Consider the following 26,099-nt stretch of genomic DNA (forward strand, 5'->3'; position numbering starts at 1 on the left):
GTCGAATATCTCTAGTCGTCCACGCACGTGGGGTACTTCGAGCGATCGACTGTGCCGTTCACCAAGAGGTGACCGCACCTCAGGCGAGGTGGAGGGTGGCCAGGGCCGTGGTCCAGTCGGTGACTATGGCGTGCTGCGCGGCTGCGAGGGTGACCTGGCCCTTGCAGACCGCGGTGTGCAGCTTCGTCTCCACCGGGTCCTTCTTGTTGTTGACCCCGGCGCCCGTGCGGTGGCCGGGGTCGGCGGGTTCCACCCACAAGTTGCGGTAGTCGTTGGGGTCCCCGCCCAACTGCAGGCTGATCAAGTGGTCGTACTCGGCATCCCCCATGCGGCCGGTGAAGCCGTAGGAAGCGGCGTTCAACTCCTTTTCCTTGCCGGTGACGTAGGTCGACGGCCGGATGTCGGAGGTGTAGCCGCCTTTGCGGCATATGGTCGACGCCAGGTTCGCCTGCGTGACCGCCGGCGAGATGGCGCCGGGCGTGCACTTCGGGTCCTCCAGCGGCTCCCCGTGCTCATGGCGGTAGTGGCAGGAGCCAGCCGGCGGCTGCTGCTGCGTCGTGTACGTCTTCTGCGGACCGGCGCCCACCGGGATCGCCCGCCCACCTGGCCCAGCGGAGGCGGCGCTCCCCGATGGGCCCGCTGACGGGGTCCCGCTCGCAGACGGGGACAGGCCGTCAAGCGAGTCGGGCGAGCAGCCCGCCACGAACAGGGTGGCGAGAAGCAGGGCGGACGAAGCAGCACGGCGGGTGTAGGAGCGCATGACGACCTCACGGGCAGGCGGTGGCTGAGCAGATACTCCCCCACCCGTCTGCCTCTGCTTCACTCGGGGTCCGCACGAGGGCCCACGCGTGTGAGGAGGCCGCGTCAGGCGACGGCGGTCCCCTCGATCTCGACCAGCTGGCCGGGGATCGCCAGTCGCGTCACCCCGAGCATCGTGGTGGTCGGCGCCACGCCTGCCGCCAGCACTCCGTCCGAGGACGGCCTCCAGGTTGTCCGTGCTCAACGTCAACTGCGCCGCCATGTCGCCGTCGTGCTGGGGCTTTCCGTCGCCGCTCATCGCGGTCTGCCCCGAGATGTACAGGGTCCGGGTGTGCCCGGAGACGACCTCGCCCTGCTGACCGCCGGATCGGCGCGCGGCGAGCAGGTGTTCGGCCTGCTCGCACGCCGGGTGGTCACCGATGAGGTACCCGACACCACGATGATCGTGGTCCGGCGTGCGGTGCTCGCCGGACACAAGCTGCGCATCCACTACGCGGCCACGGGGCAGTCACCGCAGTGGCGCACGGTGGACCCGGTCGGCCTGGTCCCCGTCCGCGACCGGGCCTACTTGCCGGCCACGAGAGCCGGCGCGGACCGCACCTACCGGCTGTCGCGGGTGTCGGCCGCCGAGGAACTCCCCGAAACGGCCGGGCGACCGAACCGAGTCGATCTGGACCGGATCTGGCGGGAACGCTCCGCGCGGTTTCTCTCCGACAGCGACCACATCACCGTGCTGGTACGCGTGAACCCGGCGCGGCGGGAGGACCTGCTGGACACCGCGCTGGCCGTCCGTGCGGAGGAACCCGGCGCGGACGGCTGGAGGTGACCTGGCCCGCGGTCGTTGCGCGCCTTCCTGCGCGACCGCGCCGCCACGTTTGCCAGCCACTACGGAGACTGACGGTGCGTGGGTCTGCGCCCGGTGCGGGGAGAGTGCGGGGAGAGTCTGGAAACCGCCCTCGCGACCACCTTGGAACCGGGCGCCGGTCGTCAGGTGACCTTGACCCAGTCCAGGGTGCGCTCCACGGCGCGCTTCCAGCCCTCGTAGCCCTCCTGGCGCTTCTCCTCGCTCCACTCCGGGCTCCAGCGCTTCGACTCCTGCCAGTGTGAGCGCAGTTCATCCTCGTCGCGCCAGAATCCGGTGGCGAGCCCGGCGGCGTAGGCGGCGCCGAGCGCGGTCGTCTCGGCGACCACCGGCCGGCTGACGGGCACGCCCAGCACGTCCGCCTGGATCTGCATGCACAGGTCGTTCGCGGTCACGCCACCGTCGACCTTCAGTACGTCCAGGTGCACACCCGAGTCCTGCTCCATGGCGTCGACCACGTCGCGGCTCTGGTAGCAGATGGCTTCCAACGCGGCCCGGGCCACGTGCCCACCGGTGTTGTAGCGGGAGAGACCGACCATCGCTCCACGAGCGTCGGAGCGCCAGTACGGGGCGAAAAGACCGGAGAAGGCCGGGACGAAGTACATCCCGCCGTTGTCCTCCACCGTGCGGGCCAGTTGCTCGCTCTCCGCGGCGCTTCCGATCACCTTCAGCTGGTCACGCAGCCACTGGACGGCCGCGCCGGTGACGGCGATGGATCCCTCCAGCGCGTAGACGGCGGGGCTGCCCGCGAACTGGTACGCCACGGTCGTCAGCAGGCCGTGCTGCGAACGCACCAACTCCGTACCGGTGTTGAGGACCAAGAAGTTGCCGGTGCCGTAGGTGTTCTTGGCTTCACCGGGGGCGAAGCACACCTGGCCGACGGTCGCCGCCTGCTGGTCGCCGAGGACACCGGCGATCGGGACGGCGGCGTTCAACGGTCGTGACGTGCGGGCCTGGCCGAACGCCTCAGGGTCGGACGAGGGCCGGATGACGGGCAGCATCGCGCGCGGGATGTTGAAGATCTCCAGCAGCTCGTCGTCCCAGTCCAGGGTCTCCAGGTTCATCAGCATGGTGCGGCTGGCGTTGGTGACATCGGTGGCGTGCACTCCCCCGTTGGGGCCGCCCGTGAGATTCCACAGCACCCACGCGTCCGTGTTGCCGAAGAGAGCGTGCCCCGCTTCGGCGGCCTCGCGCAGTCCGTCCACGTTCTCCAGCATCCACTTGATCTTGCCGCCGGAGAAGTAGGTGGCAGGCGGCAAGCCTGCCTTGTGGCGGATGGTCACGCCGTGGCCCTCGCGTTCGAGGGCTGCGGCGATGCTGTCGGTGCGGGTGTCCTGCCAGACGATGGCGTTGTAGTAGGGGCGCCCGGTGCGCGGGTCCCAGACCACGGTCGTCTCGCGCTGGTTGGTGATGCCGATCGCTTTCAGGTCGGCGGCGGACAGCCCTCCGCTTCGGAGAGCGTTCTGGATCACCGTGTTGGTGCGCTCCCAGATCTCCACCGGGTCGTGCTCGACCCAACCGGACTGCGGCAGGATCTGGTGGTGCTCGAGTTGGTGCTTGGCCACTTCGTTGCCTGCGTGATCGAAGATCATGAAGCGCGTGCTGGTGGTCCCCTGGTCCACCGCGCCGACGAATTCGGGCATCGATGCCGCCTCTTCTCATGGTCCTGGCGTCATTACGCTCTGGGTGACGTTTCGGGTCAGGCAGTGCTGTCGCCCTCTCCCGCACCATCGAACGAGGCCCGGTGCGCGCGCCTGCGGAGTACCGCCATTCGGGTGAACCGGGGTGCGGGAGGAGAGCGTCGTTCGCCGGCCGGTGCCGCACGCCCGGACGGTGCCTGCCCTGTGTTCAGAACTCTTCGGTGGCGGGACCTTCTTCGACCTCTCCATGCCTGGCCTTGATCAGCGGCTTGATGAGCAGGTCGTACACACCGACACCGGCGATTCCGCCGATGAGCGGGCCGACGATGGGAATCCACCAGTAACTGCTGAACCAGCCGAACGTGCCGGGGAGAGCAATGGAGCCCCAGCCTTCGAAGTACGTGAACAACCGCGGGCCGAAGTCACGTGCGGGGTTGATCGCGTACCCGGCGTTGGTGCCGAAAGTCAGGCCGATCGCGACGACCACCAAGCCGATGATGAACGGGTGGAGGTTGGCCATCGGAGCCGTGTTGCGCGTGTCGATGAGTGCGCAGATCAACAGCAGCAGGATGCCGGTCCCGACGATCTGGTCGAGGAAGGGACCCCACCAGGAATCTCCGAAATATTCGGCGGGGAATGTGGCGAAGATCGAGTACGTCGGCAGCGATTTGTCTCGCGGGACACCCGACTTCGTGATGGCGGCGTCGATGGCCCACCTGTAGGTCGCGTAGATGAGAGCGGCGGCGACGAAGGCGCCGAAGACCTGCGCCAGCCAGTAGGGCAGGACCTTCCGCCAGGGGAAATCCCGTCGAACCGCGAAGGCGAGTGTCACCGCGGGATTGAGGTGGGCGCCACTGACGCCTCCTGCCACGTATACGCCGAATACCACGGCGAGGCCCCAGCCCCACGAGATGATGAGCCAGTTGGCGGGCCCGAAGTCCACGGCTTGGCGACCTGATCCCGGCAGGCCGACCACTGCGACAGCCACCGACCCGATACCCAGCAGAAGCAGGACGAACGTGCCAAGGAACTCGGCAGTCATCTCGCCGCCGATGCCTTCTCGATATCCGCGTCGATGAACAGTGCTCTGAGCCATCGAGCCTCCTCGGTAGGAAAGCAATAGAACTGTCCATTCCTTACCCAAAACGCAGGCGAAAGGACGCTCATCCGCGCAGATGTACCGGTGATTTCGCGGATTTCCCCGCTATGGAGCAATCCGAAGTGCCATTTCCCTGGCAGTAGTGCATGATCTCGCGGGGCAGGCTCAGTTCTGTGCAGGGGTGGTCCACGCGGCCCGGCAGGGATGCGGAGGTCGGCCGAGTGGGCGCGTGGCCGATGTCAGCGGGCGAGCAGTGCCACGTGCGCGGTGGCCAGGAGGCCGGCGACCGTGGCGCAGGACGCGACGGTCCGCAGCCGGTGCCGACGTTCCCCGGACGACCTGGTGGTCAGGCCGGCCGTCGCGACGAGGCATGCGCCCGCCGCGGTGACCAGTGGGGCCGCGTGGGTCAGTCCGAAGCGCAACGCGAGTGCGGCGGCGACCAGCGCCGAGAGCGCTGTGCGGCGGCGTGCGAGTGCGGTCCGCTCCGCTTGAAGGCCGGGGTCGGCGGGCCCCGCTGAATGCGGAGTTGCTCCCGCGCGGCGCCAGGTGCTCACCGTGCCGTCCACACCAGCAGCAGCACCGCGATGCCCGCCGAGGAAGCGCCCCAGGTCAGCGCGGTCAGCAGTCGGGTCATCGGCAGTGGGCGGTTGTGCCGCATCGCGCGCTGCACCCGCATCCAGCGTCCGTAGGACGAAGCGCACAGCACTGTCCCGGTCGCGGCCAACAGCACCCCAAGCGTCGCGCCTGCTTCGCTGTGCGCCGTCGGCTGGACGAACTGGGCGACGGCCACGGCACCGGCCAGCAGCGCCAGGCCGGTTCTGATCCATGCGAGGAACGTGCGCTCGTTGGCCAGGGAGAAACGGTAATCCGGCTCTTCACCCTCCTCATGCCAGGGTGCGGCCGCACCGGATCGCGGCCCGTGGGGTCGGATGCGGCGGCTCATGGTCGCCTCCCCTCCGTGTCGGTGGTCCGGTCGGGCAGGAGGGCCCGCGCACGCCTGGAGGGGGGCGGGCATGCTCCGGGGGCGGCGCGGGTCGGACGCTCGACCCTGGGCCGCGGCGCGTGGGGTGCTGTTGTTTTCGGGGTGTCCGACCTCTTGCGGAGGCATTCGACTTGTGTCATGGTCTCTGCATCTTAGCCATTCCACTTGTGGCATGCATAGCCCGCGGGCAGGGACAGTCCAGCGGAGCCGCCGTAAGGATGACGCGATGAAACTCGAAAGCATTCTGCTGGGTGTGCTCGCCCGACATCCGAGCACCGGGTACGACCTGAAGAAATACCTCGACACCCATGGGCGCTTTCTGCGTTCCAACACCCAGATGAGTCAGGTCTACCGGTCACTGGCGAAAATGGAATCCAGTGGGTGGGTGACCCACACCGTCCAGCAGCGGGCCGGTGCCACCGACGCCAAGACGTACCGGATCACCGACGAGGGAATGACGGTATTCCTGGATTGGCTCACCGGGCCCTACAACCCGCCGACGCGTTACGAGGACCCTGATTTCGGTACGCGGCTCGCCTTTGCGGGATTCATGACGCGGGAGCAGCTCTTGCGTCTCATCGACACCGAGCTCACCGCGCGCCGCGAGCAAGTGGCCCGCTACCGCTTCCGCGACCGCCGCGAAGCCGTCGAGGCCTCGGCCCCCTTCGACGAAGACCTGGCATCGCTCGTGGCTGAATGGTCCCACGAGTCCGGCGCACAGGCGATAGACGCATACCTGGAGCGCCTGGAGATGCTGAGGCGAGTGCTGCTCGACTCTCCGTCGGTGGCCGACACGACGGAAGTGCCCTCGTATCTCCGCGACGTTCACTGAACGAAGGACATTCTTTTCGTGCGCGCCATTATGCTCATGTTCGACAGCTTGAACCGGCACATGCTCGCTCCGTACGCGGATACGATCGTGGACGCGCCGAATTTCGCGCGCCTGGCCTCCCGAGCGGTGACATTCGACAACTTTTACGCCGGATCGATGCCCTGTATGCCGGCTCGCCGGGAACTGCACACCGGACGTCACAATTTCCTGCATCGTTCCTGGGGGCCTTTGGAGCCTTTCGACGACTCGATGCCTCAAATCCTGCGGGACGCGGGAATCCACACCCACCTGGTCTCGGACCACCCGCACTACTGGGAGGACGGCGGGGCGACGTACCACACCCGCTACACCACATGGGAGTTCTTCCGCGGTCAGGAAGGCGACCCGTGGAAGGGCGTCGTCGACGGGCTCCGCGAGGGCGAAGGCCCGCTCATGCACCGGCAGGACCTGATCAACCGCACCTACATGCCCACCGAGGCGGAACACTCCCAGACCCGTACCGTCGACGCCGGTATCCACTTCCTGCAGACCAACGTCGATGCGGACCGCTGGCTGCTGCAACTGGAGCTCTTCGACCCGCACGAGCCGTTCTTCGTGCACGAGCCGTACACCTCCCGCTATCCGGACGACCACGTCGGCCCCGAGTTCGACTGGCCCGGCTACGCGAAGGTCACGGAACCGGAGGACCAGGTCGAACACGCACGGCGTCGGTACGCCGCGCTCGTGTCGATGTGCGACCACTCGCTGGGCCGGGTGCTCGATGTCATGGACGAGTACGACATGTGGGACGACACCCTGCTGATCGTCAACACCGACCACGGGTTCCTGCTCGGCGAGCACGGCTGGTGGGCGAAGTCGGTGATGCCATGGTTCAACGAACTGGTCCATCTGCCGATGTTCATGTGGGACCCGCGTACCCGGGGCGCGGACACCCGCCGGGGCACGCTCGCGCAGACGATCGACATCGCGCCGACCCTGCTGCGCTACTTCGGGCTCGAGGCCCCGCCCGACATGCAGGGGCGTGACCTCGCACCGGCTCTCAAGGAGGACCGGCGGCTGCGCGAGGGCGCGCTGTTCGGTATCCACGGCGGTCATGTGAACGTGACGGACGGCCGCCATGTGTACATGCGCGCCGCGGCGACCGCCGAGAACGGCCCGCTGGAGGAGTACACCCTGATGCCGACGCACATGCGGGCGCGCTTCGGCGTGGAGGAACTCACCGACTGGGAGCCCGCCGACCCGTTCCCGTTCACCAAGGGGCTGCGGACCCTGCGGATTCCCGCCGCCGGAGGGTGGATGAACCCGTGGCGGCACGGAACCCTGCTCTTCGACCTCGCAAGCGACCCGGGGCAGCAACACCCCCTCGACGACCCGGAGACCGAGCTGCGGATGCTGCGCCTGCTCGTTGACCTCCTCCACGCCAATGACGCCCCCCGCAGCCAGTTCGACCGGCTCGGCATTCCGTACGACGGCGAGATCACCGAGCGGCACCTGTTCGTCCGGGACCAGGCGCCACGCGCGGCCGCACTCGCGGAGCCGATGCCGACGCGGGAAGAACTGCCGAACGGTGGTCTCCTTGAGCGGCCGCTGCTCGAACTGCTCCGCGATCCCGCCGTCAGGACGGTCGTCGAGAAACACCTTCCGGACGTCACACGGACCGAACTCATCGCCTTTCCACCGGGGCTGAGCCCGCTCGATCTGGCACGGTCGGCCGTCATTCCGGCCGGCACGCTGCGATCCCTCGCTCGCTCCCTGCAGGACCTGCTGCCACCTTCCCGGTCTCTGCCGGACGACGTCGACAGGAACACACGATGACGACGCAACACTCCGCCGCTCCTACCACCGCACCCAACACCGCCGCCGCTTCCCAGGTCCCGCACCGCTGGCGCAATCTGCTGACGCTCACCGGTGTCATCTCCGTGGACAACACCGAGAGCAGCGCGACCTCCGTCCTCTTTCCGTCCATTTCCAGCGCACTCGGTCTCACCAGCGGCCATCTGGGAACGCTCGCGGCGCTCGGCAAGGTCGCCTCCGTGCCGACCGGTCCGTTCTGGGTGTGGATGGCGGGACGGGTGGGCCGCCGCGCCACCCTGGTGCTCACCACCGTCCTCGGCGGTGTTTTCGGAGTCCTCGCGGGATTCGCTCACGGCTTCGGCACCCTGCTGCTGTTCAACACGCTCATGGCCGCGTGCCTGATAGGCGCTTCCCCGATCGCCAACGCCGTCATCGCCGACTCCTTCACCGACCGCGAACGAGGAAAGGCGGTCGGCATCCTCTACGGCATCGCCAACGCGTTCGGGCAGGTCATCGGCCCGGTCGTCGCCCTCTTCACGGGCTTCACCGACGGCTGGCGCTACGGGATGTGGGCGATCGGCGGTGTCTGCGTCCTCGCCGGACTCATGATCGCGGTCCTCTTCAAGGATCCCGGCGTCGGAGCCGCCGAGGAACAGCTCGCGGATCTGAACGAGACGGCGCGGGTGAAGCACACCGTCACCGTGAAGTCCGTGCTCGCCCTTTTCCGCATCCCGACCTACTCGGTGATGATGCTCTCGCGCCTCCTCTCCGGGCATCTGCTCATCGTCATCTTCGGAATCCAGTTCCTGGTCACCGAACGCGGATTCAGCAACGCCGTCGCGGCAGCCGTGGGCATTCCGTTCGGTGTCGGTTACCTCGCCGGGACGATCGGCGGCGGCTACTTCCTGGTGGTCGTCGACCGGTGGTGGCCCCAGCGGGGCCGGGTGGCCTACCTCCAGCTCGCGCAGGTTCTCTTCGCCGTCGTGGCCTTCTTCGGAACCCAGTTCCACTACTCCGGCGGGATCGGGATCTACTGCGTCTTCTGGGCCCTCATGGGCTTCGGCCAGGGGGTGAACCCCTCGGTGAACCGCCCGCTGGTGACGGCGGTCGTTCTTCCCGAACTCCGTGGCCAGGCATTCGCCATCTGGCTGTCCGTCTTCGAGACGATGGCCTGGGCCCTCTTCGCCCTCGCCGCCGGCCAACTCGCCGAGAGCCTCGGCCTCCAGGAGGTCTTCCTCTGGGTGATGGTGGTCTGCATGCTCCTCAACGCCGCGGTGCTCGGCGTGCTCCACACCACCTACCCGCGGGACGCGCGGCGTGTCAGGCACGCCCTCGAAGAGCGCCGCAAGCTCGCCCACGGTACCGCCTGATCCACAGGCATCCTTCTCCGGCGGCATCCGTCCGCGCACCCGGCCCGCGCATTCTCACGCTCGCGGTCCGGGTGGGCGCTCTGGACGGCACCACGCCCGCGAAGCCGGCGGTGACGCCCGACTCCGGCACTGTGTTCGCGCGCGAAGCGGCGGCCGAGGGGATGGTGCTGGTGCGCAACACCGGGATCCTGCCGCTCGACCCCGGTGCGGTGACCCGGATCGCCGTCATCGGGCACAACGCGGATCGCGCCCGTACGCAGGGCGGCGGCAGCGCCACCGTCGTACCGGAGGAGGTCGTCAGCCCCCTCGACGGCATCATCGCCGCCTTCCCGGACGCCCAGGTCGAATATGCACTCGGCGCCGTGGTCCAGGAGGGCCTCGCCGAACTGGGCTCATGAGCCGGGAGAGTTCACGCTGCACGTGGGCTCCAGCGTCGAGGACCTGCCCGTCTCGGTGCGGGTGCGGCTGCGCAATTGACGTGCTCCCCTCCCGGAGGGGGGAGGGAAACGGACGGGCGCCGGACGCGACGTGAAACGGCTCGTTCCTACGCGACCGTGAGCACGATCTTGCCCTGGATGTGCCCTCGGGCGGCGCGTTCGTGCGCTGCTCGGGTATCCGCGAGCGCGAACGTGCTGTCGATCGCGACACGGACCGTGCCCGCGTCGAGCAGGCGTCCCAGTTCGGCGAGTTGCGGGCCGTTCGAGCGGACCTGGGCGATCGAGACCGTGACGCCCAGCTTCGTGGTCTCCTCTTCGTCGAAGTCCCCTGGGAACACGGGGAACTGGGCGCCGCCCCGCTTGAGCGTACGCAGGAGACGCTTGCTGCCGGGGCCGCCGACGGTGTCGAGGACGACGTCGACGTCCTTCACGAGTTCCTCAGGGCGACTCTTGGTGTAGTCGATGATCTGGTCGGCGCCGAGTTCGCTCAGGAACGACGCGTGCGCGCCCGATGCCACCGCGATGACATGTGCGCCCTTCCATTTCGCCAGCTGGAGCGCGAAGTGCCCCACGCCGCCCGCGGCGCCGTTGACGAGCACCGACGTGTCCGCGTCGAGTGCCCTCGGGCGATGCCCTGTCTCCTGGAAGGGCGACGGGTGATCGTGTCCGACCTCGATCAGGAACTGCCACGCTGTCAGCCCGGCCATGGGCGCCCCGGCGGCCTGCACGTGGTCGATGCCGGCCGGCTTGCGTGCGAGGTCCGACGCGGGCGCCGCCACGTACTCCGCGTACGCGCTGCCGTGGAAGCTGGGAAAACGCAGAAGACCGAATACCTCGTCGCCGACGGAGAAACCCTCCACGTCCGCGGCGACGGCCTCGACGACGCCCGACACGTCCGTCCCCGGGATCACCGGCAGGCTGACCGTCGACTCCGTCTCCCCAGGCATGGTGGTCAGTCCGCCGCGCAGGTACCAGTCGGGAGGATTGACGCCGACCGCGTGCACGCGAACGAGCACCTCACCCGGTCCCGGCTCGGGTATCGGCACCTCGTCGTAACGCAGAACCTCAGGGCCGCCATGCTCATGGAGTCGGACTGCCCTCATCGTGTGTGTCGGCATCATTCTCTCCTGCCCGCGCTGCGGGATAGACTCATCCGGATCAGTGCTCCACATAACTGGAGCACTGATCCGAATATATGGACCACTGATCCGGATAGTCAAGAGGGGCAGATGCGGGCCGACGCCAGGAAGAACCGCGACCACGTGCTCGCCGTAGCGGGCACCGCCATCACCGAGCAGGGCGTCGACGTATCCCTGCGCGACATCGCGCGCAGGGCCGACGTCGGGCTGGCGACGCTGCTGCGTCACTTCCCGACGCGCGAGGCACTGCTCGAGGCCTTGCTCCACACCAGTTTCGAAGAGCTGACGGCAACCGCGAGCGACCTCGAGACGTCGAGCTCACCCGAGGACGCTCTCGGTTCGTGGCTACGCGACTGCGTCGCGTGGACGACCGAGTATCGGGGCGTGACCGTGCTGATGGCGGCGGCCATCGAGGACCCCGACTCCGCACTGCACGCGTCGTGCGTCACCCTGCGCGCGGCCGGTGCGCGGCTCCTCACCCGCGCCCAGGCCGCGGGCACGGCGCGGACCGACATGGACGGCACCGACCTGTTCGCGCTGATTGCGGCGCTCGCGTGGCTCGGCGACCAACCCTCGCTCGCACCACGCGCCGATCACCTCTTCGATGTTGTCGCGAGTGCGATCCTGACAAAGGGATGACAAAGGGATGACATCGAATCCGCCGTCATGACCCCATGACCACGCCTGGGCGACCGTCGACTCCTTGGCGCGCTCATCACCCTGCCGGGCAGCGCCCTCGACATGACTCTCGTCCACAACGGCAAATACCATGACAATACGTCCGATCTCGCGCTCGCCCGGAAAGGACCCACCCGCATGCGTTACGCCGTCCTCGGCACCGGCATCGTCGGCCGGACGATCGCCGCCAAACTCGCCTCGCTGGGCCACGAGGTCGCCATCGGCACCCGCGACCCCCAAGCCACCCTCGCGCGCACCGAGCCGGACGCCATGGGGAACCCGCCCTTCGCCACCTGGTACGCCGACCACGCCTCCGTGCCTCTGCGGACCTTCGCGGAGGCCGCCGCTTTCGGCGAGACGGTCGTCAACACGACCGCGGGCGCCGCCTCGCTCGACGCCCTGCACACCGCAGGCAGCGACAACCTGGCCGGCAAGGTGCTCATCGACGTCACCAACGCGCTCGACTTCTCCCATGGCATGCCGCCGACGCTGAACCCGGTCAACACCGACAGCCTCGGCGAACAGGCCCAGCGCGCGTTCCCCGACGCCCGAGTCGTGAAAACCCTCAACACCATGAACTGCGTCGTCATGGTCGAGCCGGGCCGCGTCACCGGAGCCCACAACGTCTTCGTCTCCGGCGACGACGCCGGCGCCAAGAAGCAGGTTTCCGAGCTGCTCGTCTCCTTCGGCTGGCCCGAGAGCAGTGTCATCGACCTCGGCGGCATCGAGACGGCCCGGGGCGCCGAGATGCTTATGCCGATCTGGCTGCGCCTCTTCGGCGCCCTCGGCCACGCCGACTTCAACTTCCACATCGCCGGCGCACGCTAGTGCGCTGCGCCGGTTGTTGATCGCTGGTAGTGCCTGCGTGCGCGGATTTGCCGGTGGGTGAGGGGCCGCCGCGGTCTACTCGGCGTCGAGCTGGTGGTCGGCCCAGACGTAGCTTTCGGGCAACAGGTCGGCGACAAGGGCGGTTCGGACGCCGTCGCGCCCGGGGACGATGACCTCGAGGCCGGGAAAGTAGTCGAGAAGGACCTGACGGCACCGGCCGCACGGAGGAACGACCCCCCGATCGCGGTCGCCCACGGCGACGATCGTGTCCAACTCATAGACGCCCTGGGCGGCTGCCGCGCCGATGAGGACCAGCTCCGCGCACGGACCTCCGGTGAAGTGGTGGACATTCACCGCCGTAACGATCCGGCCGTCCCCGGCGCGTGCCGCTGCGGCCATGGTGTGGTTGTCACCCCGGCAGCGAAGGCGAGCGACTCGGTCCGCTGCCTGGATGACTTCCTCGTCGACGTGGTGGTCCTGGCTGGTCATCTTCTCCGCCTTCCTCAGGTGTCAGGCGACGTTGACCCGAGTGACGACGGTGCGCAAGCGAATATCGCCGGTGTGTTCGCTGCGCCGGCCGGTCCTCTACGCGCCGGGGGCGCGGAAGGCGACCTGGCGGCGGGCGGCCTCATCGATCTCGTCGAGGGTGAGCAGAACGGTGGCCCGGGTACGGAGCGCGCCGCTGGCCTTGACCTTGAGGCTGACGGCGGCCATGGAAACCGAGTCGGGGAAGTCGAGGATGAGGATGGCGTCGTCCTCCCCGAAGGCGAAGTACATGGCCTCGACCGTGCCGCCGAGGGCCGTGACGACCTGGTCGACGGCGGCGCGACGACCACTCGCGCCCTCCTCGAGCAGCCCTTTGGTGCCCTCGGGCGTGTAGGTCGCCTGGATGAGGAACTTCGGCATCGGGACGCTCCCTGCGCATCGCTTGTCCGGTCTACGCAAGGGCCTTCCCAGGGGCACGTCGGTTGCCCCAGCCGCGCGGCCGGAATCACCCGCCCGGCGGCGGGCCACGGTCGCCGTCGGCGGCGCGGCCCGCCCGAGGAGGGCGTCAGACCCGCTCCAGAGGCCGGTGCGGCCCGCTGGGTAGCTCCGCTTTGATGGTGTCACCGGGGCGCACCGTGCCGCCCTCCTTCACGATGCTCATGATCCCGGCCTTGCGCACGATGTTTCCGGCCTCGTCGCGGCCCACGACCCGCTTCAGCAGGCCGTCTTGGAAGTTGTCGATCTGCAGGCAGGGATTGCGCAGGCCGGTCACCTCCAGTACCGCGTCGTCGCCGATCCGCAGCACGGTGCCGACCGGGAGGCCGAGCAGGTCGATGCCGCGGGTGGTGATGTTCTCGCCGAGGTCACCGGGCGCCACGTCGAACCCCTCCGCACCGACCTCGGCGAAGAGCTCTTCATGAATGAGATGGACCTGACGCAGGTTCGGCTGGGTGGGATCCTGCGCGATGCGCGAGCGGTGCTTCACCGTCACACCGGCATGGACATCACCCTCCACACCGAGCCCGGCGAGCAGCGTGACGCTGTCCCGGTTCGGCTTGGTGAACGAGTACTCGCCGTTGCTGCTGACTGCCGTCACCATCCCGCTCATCCTCGGGTCCCCCTCCTGTTGGCAAATGATCAGTCACCACCCTAGCTTTCGGACCCTGCCGCGCAGTAGTAGACGGTCGTTCACAGGAGAAGTGGCGATCTTGGCCACGGTCGCGTTCTGGCCAGAGTCCTCACTGGTCAGCGCGATGTCCTGGGGGCGTGGACCGCGACTTTTCGCATCGGCCATACGACAGAGATCAACCCCAATAATCACATATCAGGCAAAACGGGTGAATAGGGGTGGCCGATGCGAGGAACACGGTCGGGGAACCTCTGCGAGAACGGAGCACAGCATGGTCATCAAGAAGATGCACGACATGGGCATCCGCAGCGAACACGCCTACATGGCAGCCCTCGGCAGCATCGGTCTCTCCATCGCCACCTGGGCAGGCAGCCTCAAGATGGAGCCCGGCGCCGGCCTCGACCGCGCCGACAGGTGGGGCATCTTCGTCGGCCAGTGGGCGCCCACCTTCTTCGGCCTCGGCGTCGCCCTCTCCCACTACGAGCAGCAGGACGGAACCCTCACCGCCACCGTCCACGAAATGCGCGAACGCAAAGCCGGCTGACCCTCCAACGTGCGCCGTCCCACGGCGACAGTACGCGGCAGCCAACGGTAATCCGGGCGTCGTCGACGGCGTTCCGCTCGGGCCCAGGTGGTGAAGGGCGCACCCGACGGCGAGGGGCGGTGAGACTCGTTCTGTCACCGCCCCTGCCGGACCGGAAGCCCCGCATCGGGGTGAACCGGGCGCCTCCAGATGGCCGACTTCGGGTGGTCCGCGCGGAATTCTGTGCGCAATACTCCCTGCAGGAGTGATGGGCCGCGCTTCGGCTCTCGCCCCTGCTTTCTCTTTGGGTTCGTTGCCGGAATTCGGTCGGTCGTCTCCAGGACAGGACGGACATCGAAATGCCACGCTCGGCGAATTCGGCGCTGCACCGAGTCCGTCCAGCACGCGGCGTTCCCCGCCGTCGGCCACCGACCGCCCGGATCGCCGTCAAGCACGACGTCACCCACGTCTCGGCGACGCTCACGAAGGCCCCCTGCCCGGACCAGTTCTGGCCGGCCACGAGCGGCCGCGGCGACGACAAGGACCGCATCTCGAGATCGCCATCCAGTGCCCCCCCTTCTCACGAAGGGGTGAACCCCCCTCCCCCGAAAGGAAGACGCACACCATGAACGAGACCATCGAGCACACGGAACAGCCCGCTGCGACCACCGCGGAGCAGCTCGACACCATCGCCTGGCAGACGCCCGGGTACACGGTCGTCGACTGCGCGTTGGAGGTCACCGCCTACTCCCTGTCCAACCGCTAGTCGGCCGCCGTGCTGCTGCAGGTGCTCGGCACCGCGGCCGGCGGCGGCGTCCCCCAGTGGAACTGCGCGTGCCCCGGATGCTCCGGGGCACGCGCCCATCCCGAGCGCCGCCGCCGCCACGCCTCCCTCGCCGTCCGTACGAGCGAGGGCCGCTGGTACGTCGTCAACGCGACCCCGGACATCGGCGACCAGATCGAGGCCCACCCGGCACTCCACCCCGGCCCGCAGCCCCGGCAGACGCCGATCGCCGGAGTGGTACTCACCGATGCCGAACTCGACCACACCCTGGGCATCGCCCGGCTGCGCGAGGCCGACGGTCTGGACATCCTCGCCACCGCCCCGGTCCGCCAAGCCCTGGAGGACCGCCTGCGCCTCGGCGATGTGCTGGGCCCCTACACCACTCTGACCTGGCGTGAGCTGCCGACCCACAGCGCACGGCCACTGAACGGCGACTCCCTGGGGCCCGCCGACGACGGCCTGCACATCAGCGCCGTGCCCGTGTCCGGGAAACGCCCGAGATACGCCGCCGACGCCCCCGAGGACGACGCCTGGGTCGTCGCGCTGCGCCTGTACGACCCAGCCACCGGCAAGTCGGCCGTGTACGCACCAGCGGTGGCCGTCTGGTCCGACGCCCTGCACCGGGTCGCCGCCGAGGCCGACTGCGTCATCGTCGACGGCACCTTCTGGGACGACGAGGAGCCGCGCCGCACCGGCATCTCCTCCCGCACCGCCACCGGCATGGGCCATCTGCCCATCGACGGACCGGACGGCACCGCCTCCCTCCTCGCCACGCTGTCCGCCCGCTGCCTCTACACACACCTCAACAACACGAACCCCCTCGTCGACCCGGCCGCGGCCCAGCACAAGCGGCTCGCCCGGCTGGGCATCGAGGTCGCCGACGACGAAATGGTGATCGAGCTGTGACCACGGCACTCGCCCCCTTGACGGAGCCCTGGAGTCCCGCCGAGTTCGAGGCCCGCCTCCGTGCGGTCGGACAGGAGCGGTACCACGACCGGCACCCCTTCAACGTCCGTATGCACGAGGGCGATCTGACCCCGGAGGAGGTGCGCCGCTGGATCGCCAACCGCTTCCACTACCAGCGCCACATCCCCGTCAAGGACGCTCTGATCACCGCCAAGCTGGACTCCGCGCGGCTGCGCCGCATGTGGCTGCGCCGCATCGAGGACCACGACGGGCGCCGGGACGGCGAGGGCGGCATCGAACGCTGGCTGCGGCTCGGTGAGGCGGCCGGACTGGACCGCGGGAGCCTGCTGTCGGGTGAGTCCGTACTGCCGGGCGTGCGGCTGGCCGTGGAGGGTTACGTGAACTTCTGCCGGCTGCGTCCGACCCTGGAGGCCGTCGCCGCGTCGCTCACCGAGCTCAACGCTCCCGATCTGATGCGCCGTCGCATCGACGCCTTCGAGCGCCACTACCCCTGGATCGCGCCGTCCGGACTCGCCTACTTCCGCACCCGCGTCGACCAGGGCCGGCGGGACAGCGCCGAGGCACTCCCCCTCGTACTGGAGTGGGCCCGCACCCGGGAGGACCAGGAACGGGCGGTGGCCGCGCTGGCCTTCAAGTGCGACGTGCTGTGGACGTTGCTCGACGCCGTGCAGCAGGGCGAGCCGTGGGAGCACATGGACCGGTCCGAGCCGGACGGCGGACGGGGGCGGACCCGGTGACGGCGTCCGAGAACCAGTGGCGACCCGCCCTCGCTCCCGCCCTGGTGCTGCGGCACGACCGTGTGCGTGGCGCTGACCTGCTGGTCCTGCCGGAACGGGTGGTCGTACTCGAGGGACACGCCGCCCAGGTCGTGGGCCTGTGCGACGGCACGCGCACCGTGCGCGGGATCGTCGACGAACTGTCCGAGCGCCACCCCGGCGCGCCCGTGGCCACCGAGGTCCCCACCTTCCTCGACCGACTGCGCCAGGAAGGCTGGCTCACGTGACCGCTCCCCAGGCCCCTAACGCGGCACCCGCGCCCCCGTGGGCCCTGCTGGCCGAACTCACCCACGCCTGCCCGCTCCACTGCCCCTACTGCTCCAACCCGCTGGAGCTGGCACGCCGTTCGAACGAACTGAGCACCGACCAGTGGACGGACGTGCTGCGTCAGGCGGCCGCGCTGGGCGTCGTCCACACCCATCTCTCCGGTGGCGAGCCGCTGCTGCGCCCCGACCTGGAGCAGATCGTCGCCGGCGCCGAGGCCGCCGGGATCTACACCCAGCTGGTCACCAGCGGCACCGGCCTGGACGAGACCCGGTTGACCACGCTGCGCTCGGCGGGGCTGCGCAGCGTCCAGCTCTCCGTCCAGCACGCCGACCCACAGGCCAACGACCGGATCGGCGGACGCCCGTCCTCCTTCGCCGTCAAGGAGCGGGCGGCGGCCCTGGTCCGCCGGTCGGGGCTCCCTCTCGGTCTCAACGTCGTCCTGCACCGGGACAACCTCGACGACATCGACGCCCTCATCGAGCTGGGCGTGTCGTGGGGAGTGGACCGCATCGAGCTGGCCAACACCCAGTTCTACGGCTGGGGCCTGCTCAACCGCGCCGCGCTGCTGCCGAGCCGTGAGCAACTGGACCGTGCCCGGGAGTCCGTCGAACGCGCTCGGGAGCGGCTCGCCGACCGGATCGACCTGGTCTGGGTCGTCCCCGACTACTTCGACGGCGTCGCCAAGCCCTGCATGGGCGGCTGGGGAGCGGTCTCCCTCACCGTGACACCCGATGGCACCGCCCTGCCCTGCCCGGCCGCCGCCTCGCTGCCGGACCTCGACGCACCCAACGTGCGCGACCGTCCGCTGGCGTGGATCTGGGGACAGTCACCGGCCTTCAACCGCTACCGCGGCACTGACTGGATGACCGGGCCCTGCGGCACCTGTCCCCGCCGCGAGGAGGACTTCGGCGGCTGCCGCTGCCAGGCGTACGCCCTCACAGGCGACGCCGCCCGCACCGACCCGGCGTGCGCGCTGTCCCCCGACCATGACCTCGTCCGCACCCTCACCGGCGGCAGCCCGACGCAGGAACGACCTCCGTATGTCTACCGCCGCCCCGGAGCGGCACCCGATACGCCCGGAGCGCTGGTGACCGGCTGACCGGCGTTCCCCCTCGGGGAGATAGGCCGACGTCATGCCCCACCGGGGTGAACATTCCCCACCGCTCGGACCAAGCTCGGTGGCGCTGCCTCCCTCATCACACTTCCGTTCGTCACCTTTACCTATCAGCACCATCTCGTGGAACTGGAGGCCGAGGTGCGCTCAGTGATGTGCCGCAGCCGTTTCACCGGCCGGACCTCAGTGGCTCTCGCGGCGACCATTCGCCGGCACCAGCGTCCTCAAGCCGGGCGAGCTCTGGGTCCGGGAGAGGGCCCGGGGGCGAGCACCTGGCCGTTCCGCACGTCGGACATCGTCATCAGCCGCTTCCAGGAGGACCCGCCCATGTACGTGGACCCACCCCGCCGGAGAGCCTTGGCTCGCGTCGCCACCGCCGTAAGCGCGACAGCCGGTCTGCTGGTCCCACTGGCCGCGACCGGCCATGCCGCACCGGTCCCGGCCGTTCCCGAGGCTCACGCCCCCTCAGGCATCAAGACCGTTTCGTCCGGGCTGACCATCCCGTGGGGAGTGAGCTGGCTGCCGGACGGATCGGCTCTGGTCAACGAACGGGACTCCCTCAAGATCTTCAGGACCACCCTGTCCGGCAAGAAGACCGAGGTCACCGCGTCGCCACGGATCGCCGCTCCCAACAGCGGCCAGTCGCTGCTCGGGATCGCCGTCTCGCCCAACTGGAGCCGGGACCACTACGTCTTCATCTACCACGGGGCGAAGGAGGGCAGCCGGATCGCCCGGCTGACGTACGACGGCACCAAGCTCACCGGGTACAAGACGCTCGTGTCCGGCATCAAGAGAGGCCTGCACAACGGCGGCCGCATCAAGTTCGGCCCGGACGGCTACCTCTACGCCACCACCGGTGACGCGGACAACAAGCATTCCGCGCAGGACAAGAAGTCCCTGAACGGCAAGATCCTGCGCATGACCAAGGAGGGGAAGCCGGCGCCGGGCAACCCCTTCGGCACCCTCGTCTACTCCTACGGCCACCGCAATCCGGAGGGTCTGGCCTGGGACTCGCGGGGCAACCTGTGGGAGACGGAGATCGGCGACAACACGTACGACGAACTGAACCTCATCAAGCCCGGCAAGAACTACGGCTGGCCCACCTGCGAGGGCACCTGCTCCACCGCGGGCATGACCAACCCCAAGCACCAGTGGCGCCCCGCCAAGGGCGTGCCCAGCGGCCTGGCGTACGCCGACGGCGCGCTGTACGCCGCCGCCCTGAAGGGCAAGCGGCTGTGGCGCATCCCGGTCACCGGCACCAGCATCGGTACCCCGGTCGCGCACTACACCAACGGATACGGCCGGCTGCGGGACGTGGTGAAGGTCCCGGGCAAGAACGCCCTGTGGATCACCACCGACCAGGCCGGCAAGGGCGCGGACCGAGTGCTCCAGGTCAACCTCGGCTGACCTCGGCTGTGTGGTGACCGTCGTTAGGAAAGACGGTCGAGGAGGCCCCCGGAGCCGGATCGGTGCGGCTCCGGGTGCCTCCTCCGTTGGCCTGAGGGCTGAAGTGCTCACGCCGGGCGGGATTGGCGCGGTGGGGTCATGGCCCAGCGGATGGTCCGGGTCAGGGCCTGGCCGGTGGGGCGTACGGCGAGGTTTTCGACGACCGGCACCCGGGGCAGCCGCAGCATGCCGCGGGCCCAGGGCGGGAGCAGCGCGACAGCGTTCGCAGCCAGCCCGCCGTAGAAGGGCCGCACCGCGAGGGGCAGCGGAGGCTGGAACAGCAGGAAGCGGGCGGCGGCCCGGGCCTCGGATGTGGCGCTGAGTTCGTGCCGGTAGGCGGTCAGGCGCTCCGACAGCTCGCGGCGGTCGCGTGGAGGGTCGATCGCCCCCAGTGCCTCGGCGACGCGCGCGGTGTCGGCCACGTAGCCGTCGTAGCCCGCGGCGTCCAGCGGGCGGGCGCCGAAGCGTTCGTGGGCGCGCAGGAAGCTGTCCGTCTCGGCGGCGTGCACCCAGCCGAGCAGGTGCGGATCGGCCGCGTGGTACGGCGTGCCCTCGGCCGTCGTCCCGCGGATCCGCTCATGGATGCGGCGGACGTGGTCGACCGCCCGCTGAGCGTCGTCGGCGGTGCCGTACGTCGTCACGGCCAGGAAGGTGCTGGTGCGCTGCAGTCGGCCCCACGGGTCGCCGCGGTAACCGGAGTGCCCGGCGACGGCCGCCATGGCGAGTGGATGCAGGGACTGCAGCAGCAGGGCGCTCAGCCCACCGATGAACATCGACGCGTCACCGTGGACGGTGCGGATCGGGCGGTCCGGTTCGAACCAGCGCGGTCCGGGAGTGTCGTGGATGCGGGCACGCGTCGCCGGTCCGTCGGGGCCTGCGACACGGCGGAACAGGGCTTGGCCCAGCTGTTCACGGACAACGGTCAGCACGGTCGGCCTCCCCTCTCCTGCTCCCAGTGTCCGTGATGCCGCCCGGAACCGGGCGCGGCGGCGAGGGTCGCCGAGTGGGGCCCGCGATGGCGGGTCTGCTGTTCCTGTCGATCACGACACCGGTCGTCGTGGCCTTCAGCGCGTGATCACCCAGTCCGGCACCCAGGTCCGGGTGGCGTCCTGGTCGAGGGCGATGGCGGCGAGGTGCGCGCGGAGGGTGGCCAGCGCCGGGTGGGGGTTGTCTCGGTGCCAGAGGAGCGAGTGCGGGTAGACGGGCGTCGGGTCGGTCACCGGGATACGGCGCAGGCCGTGGCCGACAGGCCAGACGAGGCGGGTCTGCTCGGTGGTGAAGGTGGCCAGGGCCGGGGTGTCGGCGACGGTGTCGAGGAGCGCGTCGGAGCCGAAGTTGGGGCCGGTCGCCTCGATGGTGAGGCCGAACTCGGCGGCGAGGTCGTCGTAGTAGGCGGTCCACTCGGTGCCGGGGACGAGGCCGGGCATCCAGATCCGGTGCCCGGCGAGCTCGGCGAGGGTCACCGAGCGGGCGCCCGCCAGCGCGTGGGCGGGGCCGGTAAGAAGCTGGTGCGGCTCGTCGAGCACCCGGACGGACTCGATGTCGTCGGGAAGGGGCCGGCCGGGCGCGGCGACGGCACGGAAGGACGCGTCGATCGCACCGGACCTGATGGCTGCGACGGCCGTCTCGACGTCGAACAGCATCACCACGTCGAGCTCGATCTCGGGGTAGGCGCGGTGGAAGCCGCGCATCAGGCCCGACGGCGCGACGCGCGAGGCGATCACGTCGACGCGTAGCGGACGGCGGCCGGTGCGTACGGACGCCACCGCGCGGTCGGCTACGCGCAGCAACTGGCGCGCGTGGGGCAGGAACGCCTGTCCGTCGATGGTGAGCTCGGCGCCGCGCGGGGTGCGGGTGAACAGCCGCACCCCGAGGTGGCGCTCCAGCGCGGCGATGCGTTTGGAGACGGCCTGCTGGGTGACCGCCAGCTCGGCGGCGGCCTCCTGGAACTGCCCCGCGTCGGCGGCGGCGACGAAGGTCCGAACACTGTCGAGGTCCATGCACCTACCCTACGGACACAACCATCCGTTGTGGCTGGCGGCCCTGTGGTTGTTTGATACCCAGGTGCGTGGCTCGCTTTGATGATTCCGATCGCGGATCGGTTGTGCGGAGTGAGTGACGGGGGCGTCGGGCATGAGGAGCGGACACCGGCTGGGAGATCTGCTGGGACCTCGGTTGGGGCGGCGGTTCGGGTGGCTGTGGGGAGCGTACGCGACCAGCACGCTGGGCACGTGGCTCGCCTTCGGCTCGTTTCCGCTGATCGCGATCCAGGTGCTGCACGCCGGACCGGCCGAGGTCGCCGCGCTCGCCTCCATAGGGGCCGCGGTGGGTGCGGCCGTGGCGGTGCCGCTCGGCCCGTGGGTGGAGTTCCGCCGCAAGCGGACGGTGCTGATCGCGATGGACCTGGTGCGGTTCGCGGCGCTGCTGACGATCCCCGCCGCGTTCGCGCTCGGCGCGCTCACCTTCCTTCAGCTCCTGGTGGTCTCGGTCGTCGTCGCGGCGGCCGACGTCGCCTTCCGTGCCGCCTCCGGCGCGTACCTGAAGACACTGCTGCCCGCCGAGGACCTGCTCGTCGCCAACGCCCGGTTCGAGTCCACGTCCTGGACCGCGACGATCATCGGACCGCCCCTGGGCGGCGCGGCGATCGGGCTGCTCGGTCCGGTGGCGACGGTGGTGGCTGACGGAGTCAGCTACCTGCTCTCGGCTCTGGGCATCCGCGCGATGGGCGGGCACGAGCCGCGGCCCGAGCGCCGGAAGGCCGCGCGCCTGCGGGCCGGGGACCTGCTCGACGGCTGGCGGTACATCCTCGCCGACGGGGCGCTGCGCCCGCTGTTCTTCAACACCGCCTTGTTCAACGGTCTGGTGATGGCCGCCCAGCCGCTGCTGGCCGTCCTGATGCTCGGCCGGCTCGGGTTCACACCGTGGCAGTACGGCCTCGCCTTCGCCGCACCCTCGATCGGCGGGCTGCTCGGCTCGCGCCTGGCCCGGCCGCTCGTCACTCGGTTCGGACAGCACCAGGTCCTGGTCGTGTCCGGGTCGCTGCGCGCGGTCTGGCCCATCGGCCTTGCCTTTCTCGGGCCGGGCACCGCGGGGCTGCTGCTGGTGATGGGCGTCGAGTTCGGACTCATCTTCTGCTGCGGGGTCTTCAACCCCGTCTACGCCACCTACCGCCTCGAGCGCACCGCGACGGACCGGGTCGCCCGCACGCTGTCGGCCTGGCTGGTGACGACCAAGGCCTCGACCGCGCTGCTGACGGCCGTGTGGGGAGTGCTGGGCGGCCTGCTCGGCCCGCGCACGGCCATCGGTCTGGCCGGCGTACTCCTGCTGGCGACCCCTCTGTTGCTCCCCCGCCGCGCGGCAGCGCACCTCGCCGAACCGGCCCCGGAGCCGGAGCCCGAGTCAGGGCCACGGCCGGAGTCACGCCGCAGCTGACGGGCCACCACCGTCGTCACCACTCCGGCGACGTGCGTGAACGTCTGCCGGTGGCTGTCGAAGAGGGCCGCCAGGTCCTGGCAGGGTGACACCCTCGGCACCTAGGGTGTCGGAGGTGAGCGACGCCAGCGGGGTCGAGATAACCACCGCTCGGCGCCGTGGTCGCGCCCCGGCTGCAGGGGCGCATGCGTCTTGCCACCCTGGCCGGTGCCCTGCTGTTCGGCGCTGCGGCCTTGCTCATCCCGTCACCGCTGGTGGCGGCGCCGGTCGCCCTGGCGCTGCTGCTCGCGCCGGCCGCGAACGCCGCGCTGGTCGCCGTCGTACTGCGCAGCGCGCCGGAGGACGTGCGCGGCCGGGTCATCCATTGACAGCAGGTCAGGCCAGGCCGCGGCCGTTGGCGGTGCCGCCTCGCCACAGCGGGGCGACCATGAGGTCTCCGGCGTTCAGGTCACCGCGTCGCCCTTGAACCCTCTGCCGAAGACCTCACTCCATGAGCCTCAGAGTGGGTTGAGACGTGCCCTGAGCAGGCAGAACTCGTTACCTTCGGGGTCCGTCAGGACATGCCACTGCTCCTGCCCTGTCTGGCCGATGTCGGCCGGGCGGGCACCGAGCTTCAGCAGGCGTTCGAGCTCGGCGTCCTGATCCCGGTCGGTCGGGTTGACGTCGATGTGCAGCCGGGATTTCCCCTTCTCCGGCTCGTCCCTGCGACTGAGAATGATCGTCGGCTGCGGACCACCGAAGCCTTCGCGCGGACCGATCTCCAGCGTGCCGTCGTCCTCACGATCGAGTACGACGAAGTCCAGGACCTCGCACCAGAACCGCGCCAGCACCTCGGGATCGCGGCAACCGAGCACGAGCTCACCGATACGACATGCCATGACGAAACCTGCTCTCAGTCCGGGAACTGCGGGGAACACCAACGCGCGAACCTCATGGGCCCCAGCAGTGAAAACAATTCCGCGACGGTATCGGACAAGGAGACCGTGGGCGACATGATTTCAGGCCCGCCCACCCCTTCCGATCCAGCTCCGCTCCTGTCCGAAGGGGCAAGAACCTAAAGGGGCGAGAACCTAATGGTGCCAGGCACGCCCGCCGGTGTTGTGGATGAATCGCTGCAGCACCTTGAGGGTGGTCAAGTACTCCTCGTCGGAGACACCCGCGTGCCGTTCCGCCCACAGCTCTTCCTGAAGGGCCGCGGCCTTCTCGTAGAACGCCCTGCCTTCGGCCGTGATGCTCAGTCGTCCCTCGGGATCCTCGGTGATCCAGCCCCGGGCGATGGTCCTGTCGATCTCCCACCCCATGGTTTCCGAGCCGGTGTCGAGGTAGTTCCTGAAGAGACTGGTCAGTTCGTCGCGCGTGTGAAGGGTGTGGGCGCGTGCTACCCGAGCGAGGACCCACCACTGCGGCTGGGTGGTGCCGATCCGGGCCAGTGCGCCCCCGGTGCGGGTGACGACGGCCTTGAAGGCGGCCCAACTCCAGTAGCCGATGGGTTGCTGGATCAGTTCGGCGTCGTTGTGCGAGTAATCCACTGCCGGTCCCCTCCGTGACTTCTGGTGCGACAGGACCGACCGTAGAAGCTCAACACGACTTGAGGTCAAGACACTTCGATTGGGCTGTGTCTCGGCCCGCGCCAGTCCAGACAGAGCACGGTGGCGTCGTCCCGCACGGAGCCGTCGCAGGCGTCGGTGACGGCGGCGACCAGAGTGCGCACGACCTCGCGCGGGTGCTCGGAGGCTGTAGCACGGATCAGGTCGGGCAGGTCCACCGCTCCCGCTTGACGTTCTTGCATGCCGTCGGTGTAGAGCACGAGGCGGTCACCGGGACGCAGGTCGAGGTCCTGCACCCGATACGGGCCCTGCCCGACGACACCGAAGGGCAGATTCACGGCCAGGTGCAGTTCCTCGACCATGCCGTCGCGCAGCCGTAGCGGCCAGGGGTGGCCTGCGTTGACGAGCTCGGCACGGGTCCCGTCCAGGGCGATGCGCACCAGCTGGCCGGTGGCGAAGGTCCGTCGGCCGTGGTCGAGGAGGGCCTGGTGGGTCTGACGAGCCTGCTCGGCAAGGTCCTTGCCGGCGCGGCGGGCGCCGCGGGAGGCGTTGACCAGGAGGGTGGCCATGAGCGAGGCGTCGACGTCGTGCCCCATGGCGTCGGTGACGGACAGGTGCAGGGCATCGTGGTCGAGGGAGTAGTCGTAGGTGTCACCGGCGATGTCGGAGGCCGGCACCAGGGCGCCGGCAAGGGCGAATTCGGCGGCTTCGCAGGAAGAGGCCGAGGGCAGGAGCTGGCGCTGGATCTCCGCGGCCAGGCTGACCGAGTGGGTGCGATTGCCCCAGTGGTAGAGGTCGGTGAACCGGCGGTCGGTGACGATGATGTACGCCAGCGCGTGCGCGGCCTCTTCGACCTGATCCAGCACGTCCTGCGTGGCCTGGGCGAGGAACAACTCCAGGACACCGATGGTGTCACCGCGGTTCGTCACAGGGGCGAGTACCCGCTGCCCCTGCTCACCCTCCGTCGTGCGCACCAGCTTCTGGGACTGCAGGACCTCGTCGTAGACGCTGCCGGCGAGGGGGACCTGTTCGGCGCGGCGCTCCCGTTGCGTGGCCACCTTCTCGCTGACGCGCAGCAGGCGTCGGCCGACGACGTCGACGAACAGGAACGACACGTACCGTGCACCGAACCGGTCGCGCAGGTTGCGCGCCACCACATCGAGGGAGCCCACCGGCGCGGCATTCTCCGCCGCTGTCAGCACCTCAGCCAGTCCGATCCGATCCCGCGCCACATCAGCCTCCTTGGGT

Annotated in this window: 29 protein-coding genes and 2 pseudogenes; 16 read left to right on the plus strand and 15 right to left on the minus strand. The window is 69.4% G+C overall.

The genetic code is table 11. The features are described from left to right. Window positions 1-79 precede the first annotated feature (79 nt). Both ACFYRY_RS00970 and ACFYRY_RS00975 read right to left on the minus strand, forming a co-directional pair. Entirely contained in the window at window positions 80-760 is a 681-nt protein-coding gene (locus ACFYRY_RS00970; RefSeq protein WP_389138704.1) for a hypothetical protein, read from the minus strand. A 104-nt stretch (window positions 761-864) separates the two neighbouring features. After that, a pseudogene (locus tag ACFYRY_RS00975) lies at window positions 865-1,144 on the minus strand (RidA family protein). Between ACFYRY_RS00975 and ACFYRY_RS00980 the strand changes: the two are divergent. Then, window positions 1,106-1,657 (plus strand): annotated as a pseudogene (locus ACFYRY_RS00980) (helix-turn-helix transcriptional regulator); the annotation flags it as partial. The pseudogenes ACFYRY_RS00975 and ACFYRY_RS00980 sit on opposite strands and share 39 nt — an antisense overlap. Window positions 1,658-1,746: 89 nt before the next feature. On the opposite strand, the gene glpK reads toward ACFYRY_RS00980, so the two are convergent. The 4 genes from glpK to ACFYRY_RS01000 all read right to left on the minus strand — a co-directional run bounded on the left by glpK (window position 1,747) and on the right by ACFYRY_RS01000 (window position 5,303). Next, entirely contained in the window at window positions 1,747-3,264 is a 1,518-nt protein-coding gene (gene glpK / locus ACFYRY_RS00985) for a glycerol kinase GlpK (RefSeq protein WP_389138706.1), read from the minus strand. Window positions 3,265-3,469: 205 nt separating this feature from the next. Continuing rightward, complete coding sequence (locus ACFYRY_RS00990; protein ID WP_389141000.1) at window positions 3,470-4,303, minus strand: MIP/aquaporin family protein; 834 nt, start codon at window positions 4,301-4,303, stop codon at window positions 3,470-3,472. A gap of 296 nt (window positions 4,304-4,599) precedes the next feature. Then, the gene (locus tag ACFYRY_RS00995; RefSeq protein WP_389138708.1) at window positions 4,600-4,914 is read right to left on the minus strand and encodes a DUF202 domain-containing protein; all 315 of its coding nucleotides are present in this window, start codon (window positions 4,912-4,914) and stop codon (window positions 4,600-4,602) included. Continuing rightward, window positions 4,911-5,303 carry a YidH family protein gene (locus ACFYRY_RS01000; RefSeq protein WP_389138710.1) on the minus strand — a complete coding sequence of 131 codons (393 nt, stop codon included), beginning with the start codon at window positions 5,301-5,303 and terminating at the stop codon, window positions 4,911-4,913. The genes ACFYRY_RS00995 and ACFYRY_RS01000 overlap by 4 nt, the downstream gene beginning before the upstream one ends. A 265-nt stretch (window positions 5,304-5,568) precedes the next feature. Between ACFYRY_RS01000 and ACFYRY_RS01005 the strand changes: the two genes are divergently transcribed. The 4 genes from ACFYRY_RS01005 (at window position 5,569) to ACFYRY_RS01020 (ending at window position 9,736) form a co-directional block, all read left to right on the plus strand. Further along, window positions 5,569-6,174, plus strand: a complete 606-nt coding sequence (locus ACFYRY_RS01005) for a PadR family transcriptional regulator (RefSeq protein ID WP_389138712.1) — start codon at window positions 5,569-5,571, stop codon at window positions 6,172-6,174. A 36-nt stretch (window positions 6,175-6,210) separates the two neighbouring features. Further along, the gene (locus ACFYRY_RS01010) at window positions 6,211-7,989 is read left to right on the plus strand and encodes a sulfatase (protein ID WP_389138714.1); all 1,779 of its coding nucleotides are present in this window, start codon (window positions 6,211-6,213) and stop codon (window positions 7,987-7,989) included. Next, the gene (locus ACFYRY_RS01015) at window positions 7,986-9,338 is read left to right on the plus strand and encodes an MFS transporter (protein WP_389138716.1); all 1,353 of its coding nucleotides are present in this window, start codon (window positions 7,986-7,988) and stop codon (window positions 9,336-9,338) included. The genes ACFYRY_RS01010 and ACFYRY_RS01015 overlap by 4 nt, the downstream gene beginning before the upstream one ends. Window positions 9,339-9,409: 71 nt before the next feature. After that, entirely contained in the window at window positions 9,410-9,736 is a 327-nt protein-coding gene (locus tag ACFYRY_RS01020; RefSeq protein ID WP_389138718.1) for a glycoside hydrolase family 3 C-terminal domain-containing protein, read from the plus strand. A 146-nt stretch (window positions 9,737-9,882) separates the two neighbouring features. Here the strand turns inward: ACFYRY_RS01020 and ACFYRY_RS01025 are convergent, their stop codons facing one another. Next, complete coding sequence (locus ACFYRY_RS01025; RefSeq protein ID WP_389138720.1) at window positions 9,883-10,893, minus strand: NADP-dependent oxidoreductase; 1,011 nt, start codon at window positions 10,891-10,893, stop codon at window positions 9,883-9,885. 111 nt (window positions 10,894-11,004) lie between these two features. Between ACFYRY_RS01025 and ACFYRY_RS01030 the strand changes: the two genes are divergently transcribed. Together ACFYRY_RS01030 and ACFYRY_RS01035 are read left to right on the plus strand one after the other, a co-directional pair. Further along, window positions 11,005-11,553 carry a TetR/AcrR family transcriptional regulator gene (locus ACFYRY_RS01030; RefSeq protein ID WP_389138721.1) on the plus strand — a complete coding sequence of 183 codons (549 nt, stop codon included), beginning with the start codon at window positions 11,005-11,007 and terminating at the stop codon, window positions 11,551-11,553. A 177-nt stretch (window positions 11,554-11,730) separates the two neighbouring features. Continuing rightward, window positions 11,731-12,420 (plus strand): NADPH-dependent F420 reductase, encoded by a 690-nt coding sequence (locus ACFYRY_RS01035; RefSeq protein ID WP_389138722.1) that lies wholly within the window; start codon window positions 11,731-11,733, stop codon window positions 12,418-12,420. A 75-nt stretch (window positions 12,421-12,495) separates the two neighbouring features. Here the strand turns inward: ACFYRY_RS01035 and ACFYRY_RS01040 are convergent, their stop codons facing one another. From ACFYRY_RS01040 to ACFYRY_RS01050, 3 genes are all read right to left on the minus strand, one after another. After that, window positions 12,496-12,909 carry a cytidine deaminase family protein gene (locus tag ACFYRY_RS01040; RefSeq protein WP_389138724.1) on the minus strand — a complete coding sequence of 138 codons (414 nt, stop codon included), beginning with the start codon at window positions 12,907-12,909 and terminating at the stop codon, window positions 12,496-12,498. Window positions 12,910-13,005: 96 nt separating this feature from the next. Continuing rightward, window positions 13,006-13,326 carry a GYD domain-containing protein gene (locus tag ACFYRY_RS01045; RefSeq protein WP_389138726.1) on the minus strand — a complete coding sequence of 107 codons (321 nt, stop codon included), beginning with the start codon at window positions 13,324-13,326 and terminating at the stop codon, window positions 13,006-13,008. Window positions 13,327-13,471: 145 nt separating this feature from the next. After that, window positions 13,472-14,014: an MOSC domain-containing protein gene (locus tag ACFYRY_RS01050; protein WP_389138727.1), complete on the minus strand. Its 543-nt coding sequence runs from the start codon at window positions 14,012-14,014 to the stop codon at window positions 13,472-13,474. 292 nt (window positions 14,015-14,306) lie between these two features. Here ACFYRY_RS01050 and ACFYRY_RS01055 point away from each other — a divergent pair, with 292 nt between their 5' ends. The 7 genes from ACFYRY_RS01055 (at window position 14,307) to ACFYRY_RS01085 (ending at window position 19,833) form a co-directional block, all read left to right on the plus strand. Next, complete coding sequence (locus tag ACFYRY_RS01055; RefSeq protein WP_389138729.1) at window positions 14,307-14,579, plus strand: hypothetical protein; 273 nt, start codon at window positions 14,307-14,309, stop codon at window positions 14,577-14,579. A gap of 604 nt (window positions 14,580-15,183) precedes the next feature. Beyond that, window positions 15,184-15,324, plus strand: coding sequence for a pyrroloquinoline quinone precursor peptide PqqA (gene pqqA / locus ACFYRY_RS01060; RefSeq protein WP_389138731.1), 141 nt, complete (start codon window positions 15,184-15,186; stop codon window positions 15,322-15,324). A 9-nt stretch (window positions 15,325-15,333) separates the two neighbouring features. Further along, complete coding sequence (gene pqqB, locus ACFYRY_RS01065) at window positions 15,334-16,248, plus strand: pyrroloquinoline quinone biosynthesis protein PqqB (RefSeq protein ID WP_389138733.1); 915 nt, start codon at window positions 15,334-15,336, stop codon at window positions 16,246-16,248. Then, a complete protein-coding gene (pqqC, locus tag ACFYRY_RS01070; RefSeq protein ID WP_389138735.1) occupies window positions 16,245-17,006 on the plus strand; it encodes a pyrroloquinoline-quinone synthase PqqC in 762 nt (253 codons plus the stop codon). The genes pqqB and pqqC overlap by 4 nt, the downstream gene beginning before the upstream one ends. Next, a complete protein-coding gene (gene pqqD / locus ACFYRY_RS01075) occupies window positions 17,003-17,272 on the plus strand; it encodes a pyrroloquinoline quinone biosynthesis peptide chaperone PqqD (RefSeq protein ID WP_389138737.1) in 270 nt (89 codons plus the stop codon). The genes pqqC and pqqD overlap by 4 nt, the downstream gene beginning before the upstream one ends. Further along, complete coding sequence (pqqE, locus tag ACFYRY_RS01080) at window positions 17,260-18,411, plus strand: pyrroloquinoline quinone biosynthesis protein PqqE (RefSeq protein ID WP_389141002.1); 1,152 nt, start codon at window positions 17,260-17,262, stop codon at window positions 18,409-18,411. Before pqqD ends, pqqE begins: the two co-directional genes overlap by 13 nt. A gap of 342 nt (window positions 18,412-18,753) precedes the next feature. Next, a complete protein-coding gene (locus tag ACFYRY_RS01085) occupies window positions 18,754-19,833 on the plus strand; it encodes a PQQ-dependent sugar dehydrogenase (RefSeq protein ID WP_389138739.1) in 1,080 nt (359 codons plus the stop codon). A 107-nt stretch (window positions 19,834-19,940) separates the two neighbouring features. Here the strand turns inward: ACFYRY_RS01085 and ACFYRY_RS01090 are convergent, their stop codons facing one another. Both ACFYRY_RS01090 and ACFYRY_RS01095 read right to left on the minus strand, forming a co-directional pair. Beyond that, a complete protein-coding gene (locus ACFYRY_RS01090) occupies window positions 19,941-20,801 on the minus strand; it encodes an oxygenase MpaB family protein (RefSeq protein ID WP_389138741.1) in 861 nt (286 codons plus the stop codon). Window positions 20,802-20,936: 135 nt separating this feature from the next. After that, window positions 20,937-21,872, minus strand: coding sequence for a LysR family transcriptional regulator (locus ACFYRY_RS01095; RefSeq protein WP_389138743.1), 936 nt, complete (start codon window positions 21,870-21,872; stop codon window positions 20,937-20,939). A gap of 133 nt (window positions 21,873-22,005) precedes the next feature. Between ACFYRY_RS01095 and ACFYRY_RS01100 the strand changes: the two genes are divergently transcribed. Together ACFYRY_RS01100 and ACFYRY_RS01105 are read left to right on the plus strand one after the other, a co-directional pair. Then, complete coding sequence (locus ACFYRY_RS01100; RefSeq protein WP_389138745.1) at window positions 22,006-23,304, plus strand: MFS transporter; 1,299 nt, start codon at window positions 22,006-22,008, stop codon at window positions 23,302-23,304. A gap of 185 nt (window positions 23,305-23,489) precedes the next feature. After that, a complete protein-coding gene (locus tag ACFYRY_RS01105) occupies window positions 23,490-23,672 on the plus strand; it encodes a hypothetical protein (protein ID WP_389138747.1) in 183 nt (60 codons plus the stop codon). Window positions 23,673-23,801: 129 nt separating this feature from the next. Here the strand turns inward: ACFYRY_RS01105 and ACFYRY_RS01110 are convergent, their stop codons facing one another. From ACFYRY_RS01110 to ACFYRY_RS01120, 3 genes are all read right to left on the minus strand, one after another. Beyond that, window positions 23,802-24,182 carry a VOC family protein gene (locus tag ACFYRY_RS01110; protein ID WP_389138749.1) on the minus strand — a complete coding sequence of 127 codons (381 nt, stop codon included), beginning with the start codon at window positions 24,180-24,182 and terminating at the stop codon, window positions 23,802-23,804. A 192-nt stretch (window positions 24,183-24,374) separates the two neighbouring features. Beyond that, a complete protein-coding gene (locus ACFYRY_RS01115; RefSeq protein ID WP_389138751.1) occupies window positions 24,375-24,833 on the minus strand; it encodes a MarR family winged helix-turn-helix transcriptional regulator in 459 nt (152 codons plus the stop codon). A gap of 65 nt (window positions 24,834-24,898) precedes the next feature. Continuing rightward, entirely contained in the window at window positions 24,899-26,083 is a 1,185-nt protein-coding gene (locus ACFYRY_RS01120; RefSeq protein WP_389138753.1) for a PP2C family protein-serine/threonine phosphatase, read from the minus strand. Window positions 26,084-26,099 lie beyond the last annotated feature (16 nt).

Source organism: Streptomyces sp. NPDC005263 (genome assembly GCF_042872365.1).
In the GTDB taxonomy this organism is placed as follows: domain Bacteria; phylum Actinomycetota; class Actinomycetes; order Streptomycetales; family Streptomycetaceae; genus Streptomyces.

Excerpts from the sequence above, each read along its gene's own strand:
- ACFYRY_RS00970 (WP_389138704.1), bottom strand. The coding sequence starts at position 760 with ATGCGCTCCTACACCCGCCGTGCTGCTTCGTCCGCCCTGCTTCTCGCC.
- glpK (WP_389138706.1), bottom strand. The coding sequence starts at position 3,264 with ATGCCCGAATTCGTCGGCGCGGTGGACCAGGGGACCACCAGCACGCGC.
- ACFYRY_RS00990 (WP_389141000.1), bottom strand. The coding sequence starts at position 4,303 with ATGACTGCCGAGTTCCTTGGCACGTTCGTCCTGCTTCTGCTGGGTATC.
- ACFYRY_RS01000 (WP_389138710.1), bottom strand. The coding sequence starts at position 5,303 with ATGAGCCGCCGCATCCGACCCCACGGGCCGCGATCCGGTGCGGCCGCA.
- ACFYRY_RS01005 (WP_389138712.1), top strand. The coding sequence starts at position 5,569 with ATGAAACTCGAAAGCATTCTGCTGGGTGTGCTCGCCCGACATCCGAGC.
- ACFYRY_RS01010 (WP_389138714.1), top strand. The coding sequence starts at position 6,211 with ATGTTCGACAGCTTGAACCGGCACATGCTCGCTCCGTACGCGGATACG.
- ACFYRY_RS01015 (WP_389138716.1), top strand. The coding sequence starts at position 7,986 with ATGACGACGCAACACTCCGCCGCTCCTACCACCGCACCCAACACCGCC.
- ACFYRY_RS01025 (WP_389138720.1), bottom strand. The coding sequence starts at position 10,893 with ATGCCGACACACACGATGAGGGCAGTCCGACTCCATGAGCATGGCGGC.
- ACFYRY_RS01030 (WP_389138721.1), top strand. The coding sequence starts at position 11,005 with ATGCGGGCCGACGCCAGGAAGAACCGCGACCACGTGCTCGCCGTAGCG.
- ACFYRY_RS01035 (WP_389138722.1), top strand. The coding sequence starts at position 11,731 with ATGCGTTACGCCGTCCTCGGCACCGGCATCGTCGGCCGGACGATCGCC.
- ACFYRY_RS01040 (WP_389138724.1), bottom strand. The coding sequence starts at position 12,909 with ATGACCAGCCAGGACCACCACGTCGACGAGGAAGTCATCCAGGCAGCG.
- ACFYRY_RS01045 (WP_389138726.1), bottom strand. The coding sequence starts at position 13,326 with ATGCCGAAGTTCCTCATCCAGGCGACCTACACGCCCGAGGGCACCAAA.
- ACFYRY_RS01050 (WP_389138727.1), bottom strand. The coding sequence starts at position 14,014 with ATGAGCGGGATGGTGACGGCAGTCAGCAGCAACGGCGAGTACTCGTTC.
- ACFYRY_RS01055 (WP_389138729.1), top strand. The coding sequence starts at position 14,307 with ATGGTCATCAAGAAGATGCACGACATGGGCATCCGCAGCGAACACGCC.
- pqqA (WP_389138731.1), top strand. The coding sequence starts at position 15,184 with ATGAACGAGACCATCGAGCACACGGAACAGCCCGCTGCGACCACCGCG.
- ACFYRY_RS01085 (WP_389138739.1), top strand. The coding sequence starts at position 18,754 with ATGTACGTGGACCCACCCCGCCGGAGAGCCTTGGCTCGCGTCGCCACC.
- ACFYRY_RS01095 (WP_389138743.1), bottom strand. The coding sequence starts at position 21,872 with ATGGACCTCGACAGTGTTCGGACCTTCGTCGCCGCCGCCGACGCGGGG.
- ACFYRY_RS01100 (WP_389138745.1), top strand. The coding sequence starts at position 22,006 with ATGAGGAGCGGACACCGGCTGGGAGATCTGCTGGGACCTCGGTTGGGG.
- ACFYRY_RS01105 (WP_389138747.1), top strand. The coding sequence starts at position 23,490 with ATGCGTCTTGCCACCCTGGCCGGTGCCCTGCTGTTCGGCGCTGCGGCC.
- ACFYRY_RS01110 (WP_389138749.1), bottom strand. The coding sequence starts at position 24,182 with ATGGCATGTCGTATCGGTGAGCTCGTGCTCGGTTGCCGCGATCCCGAG.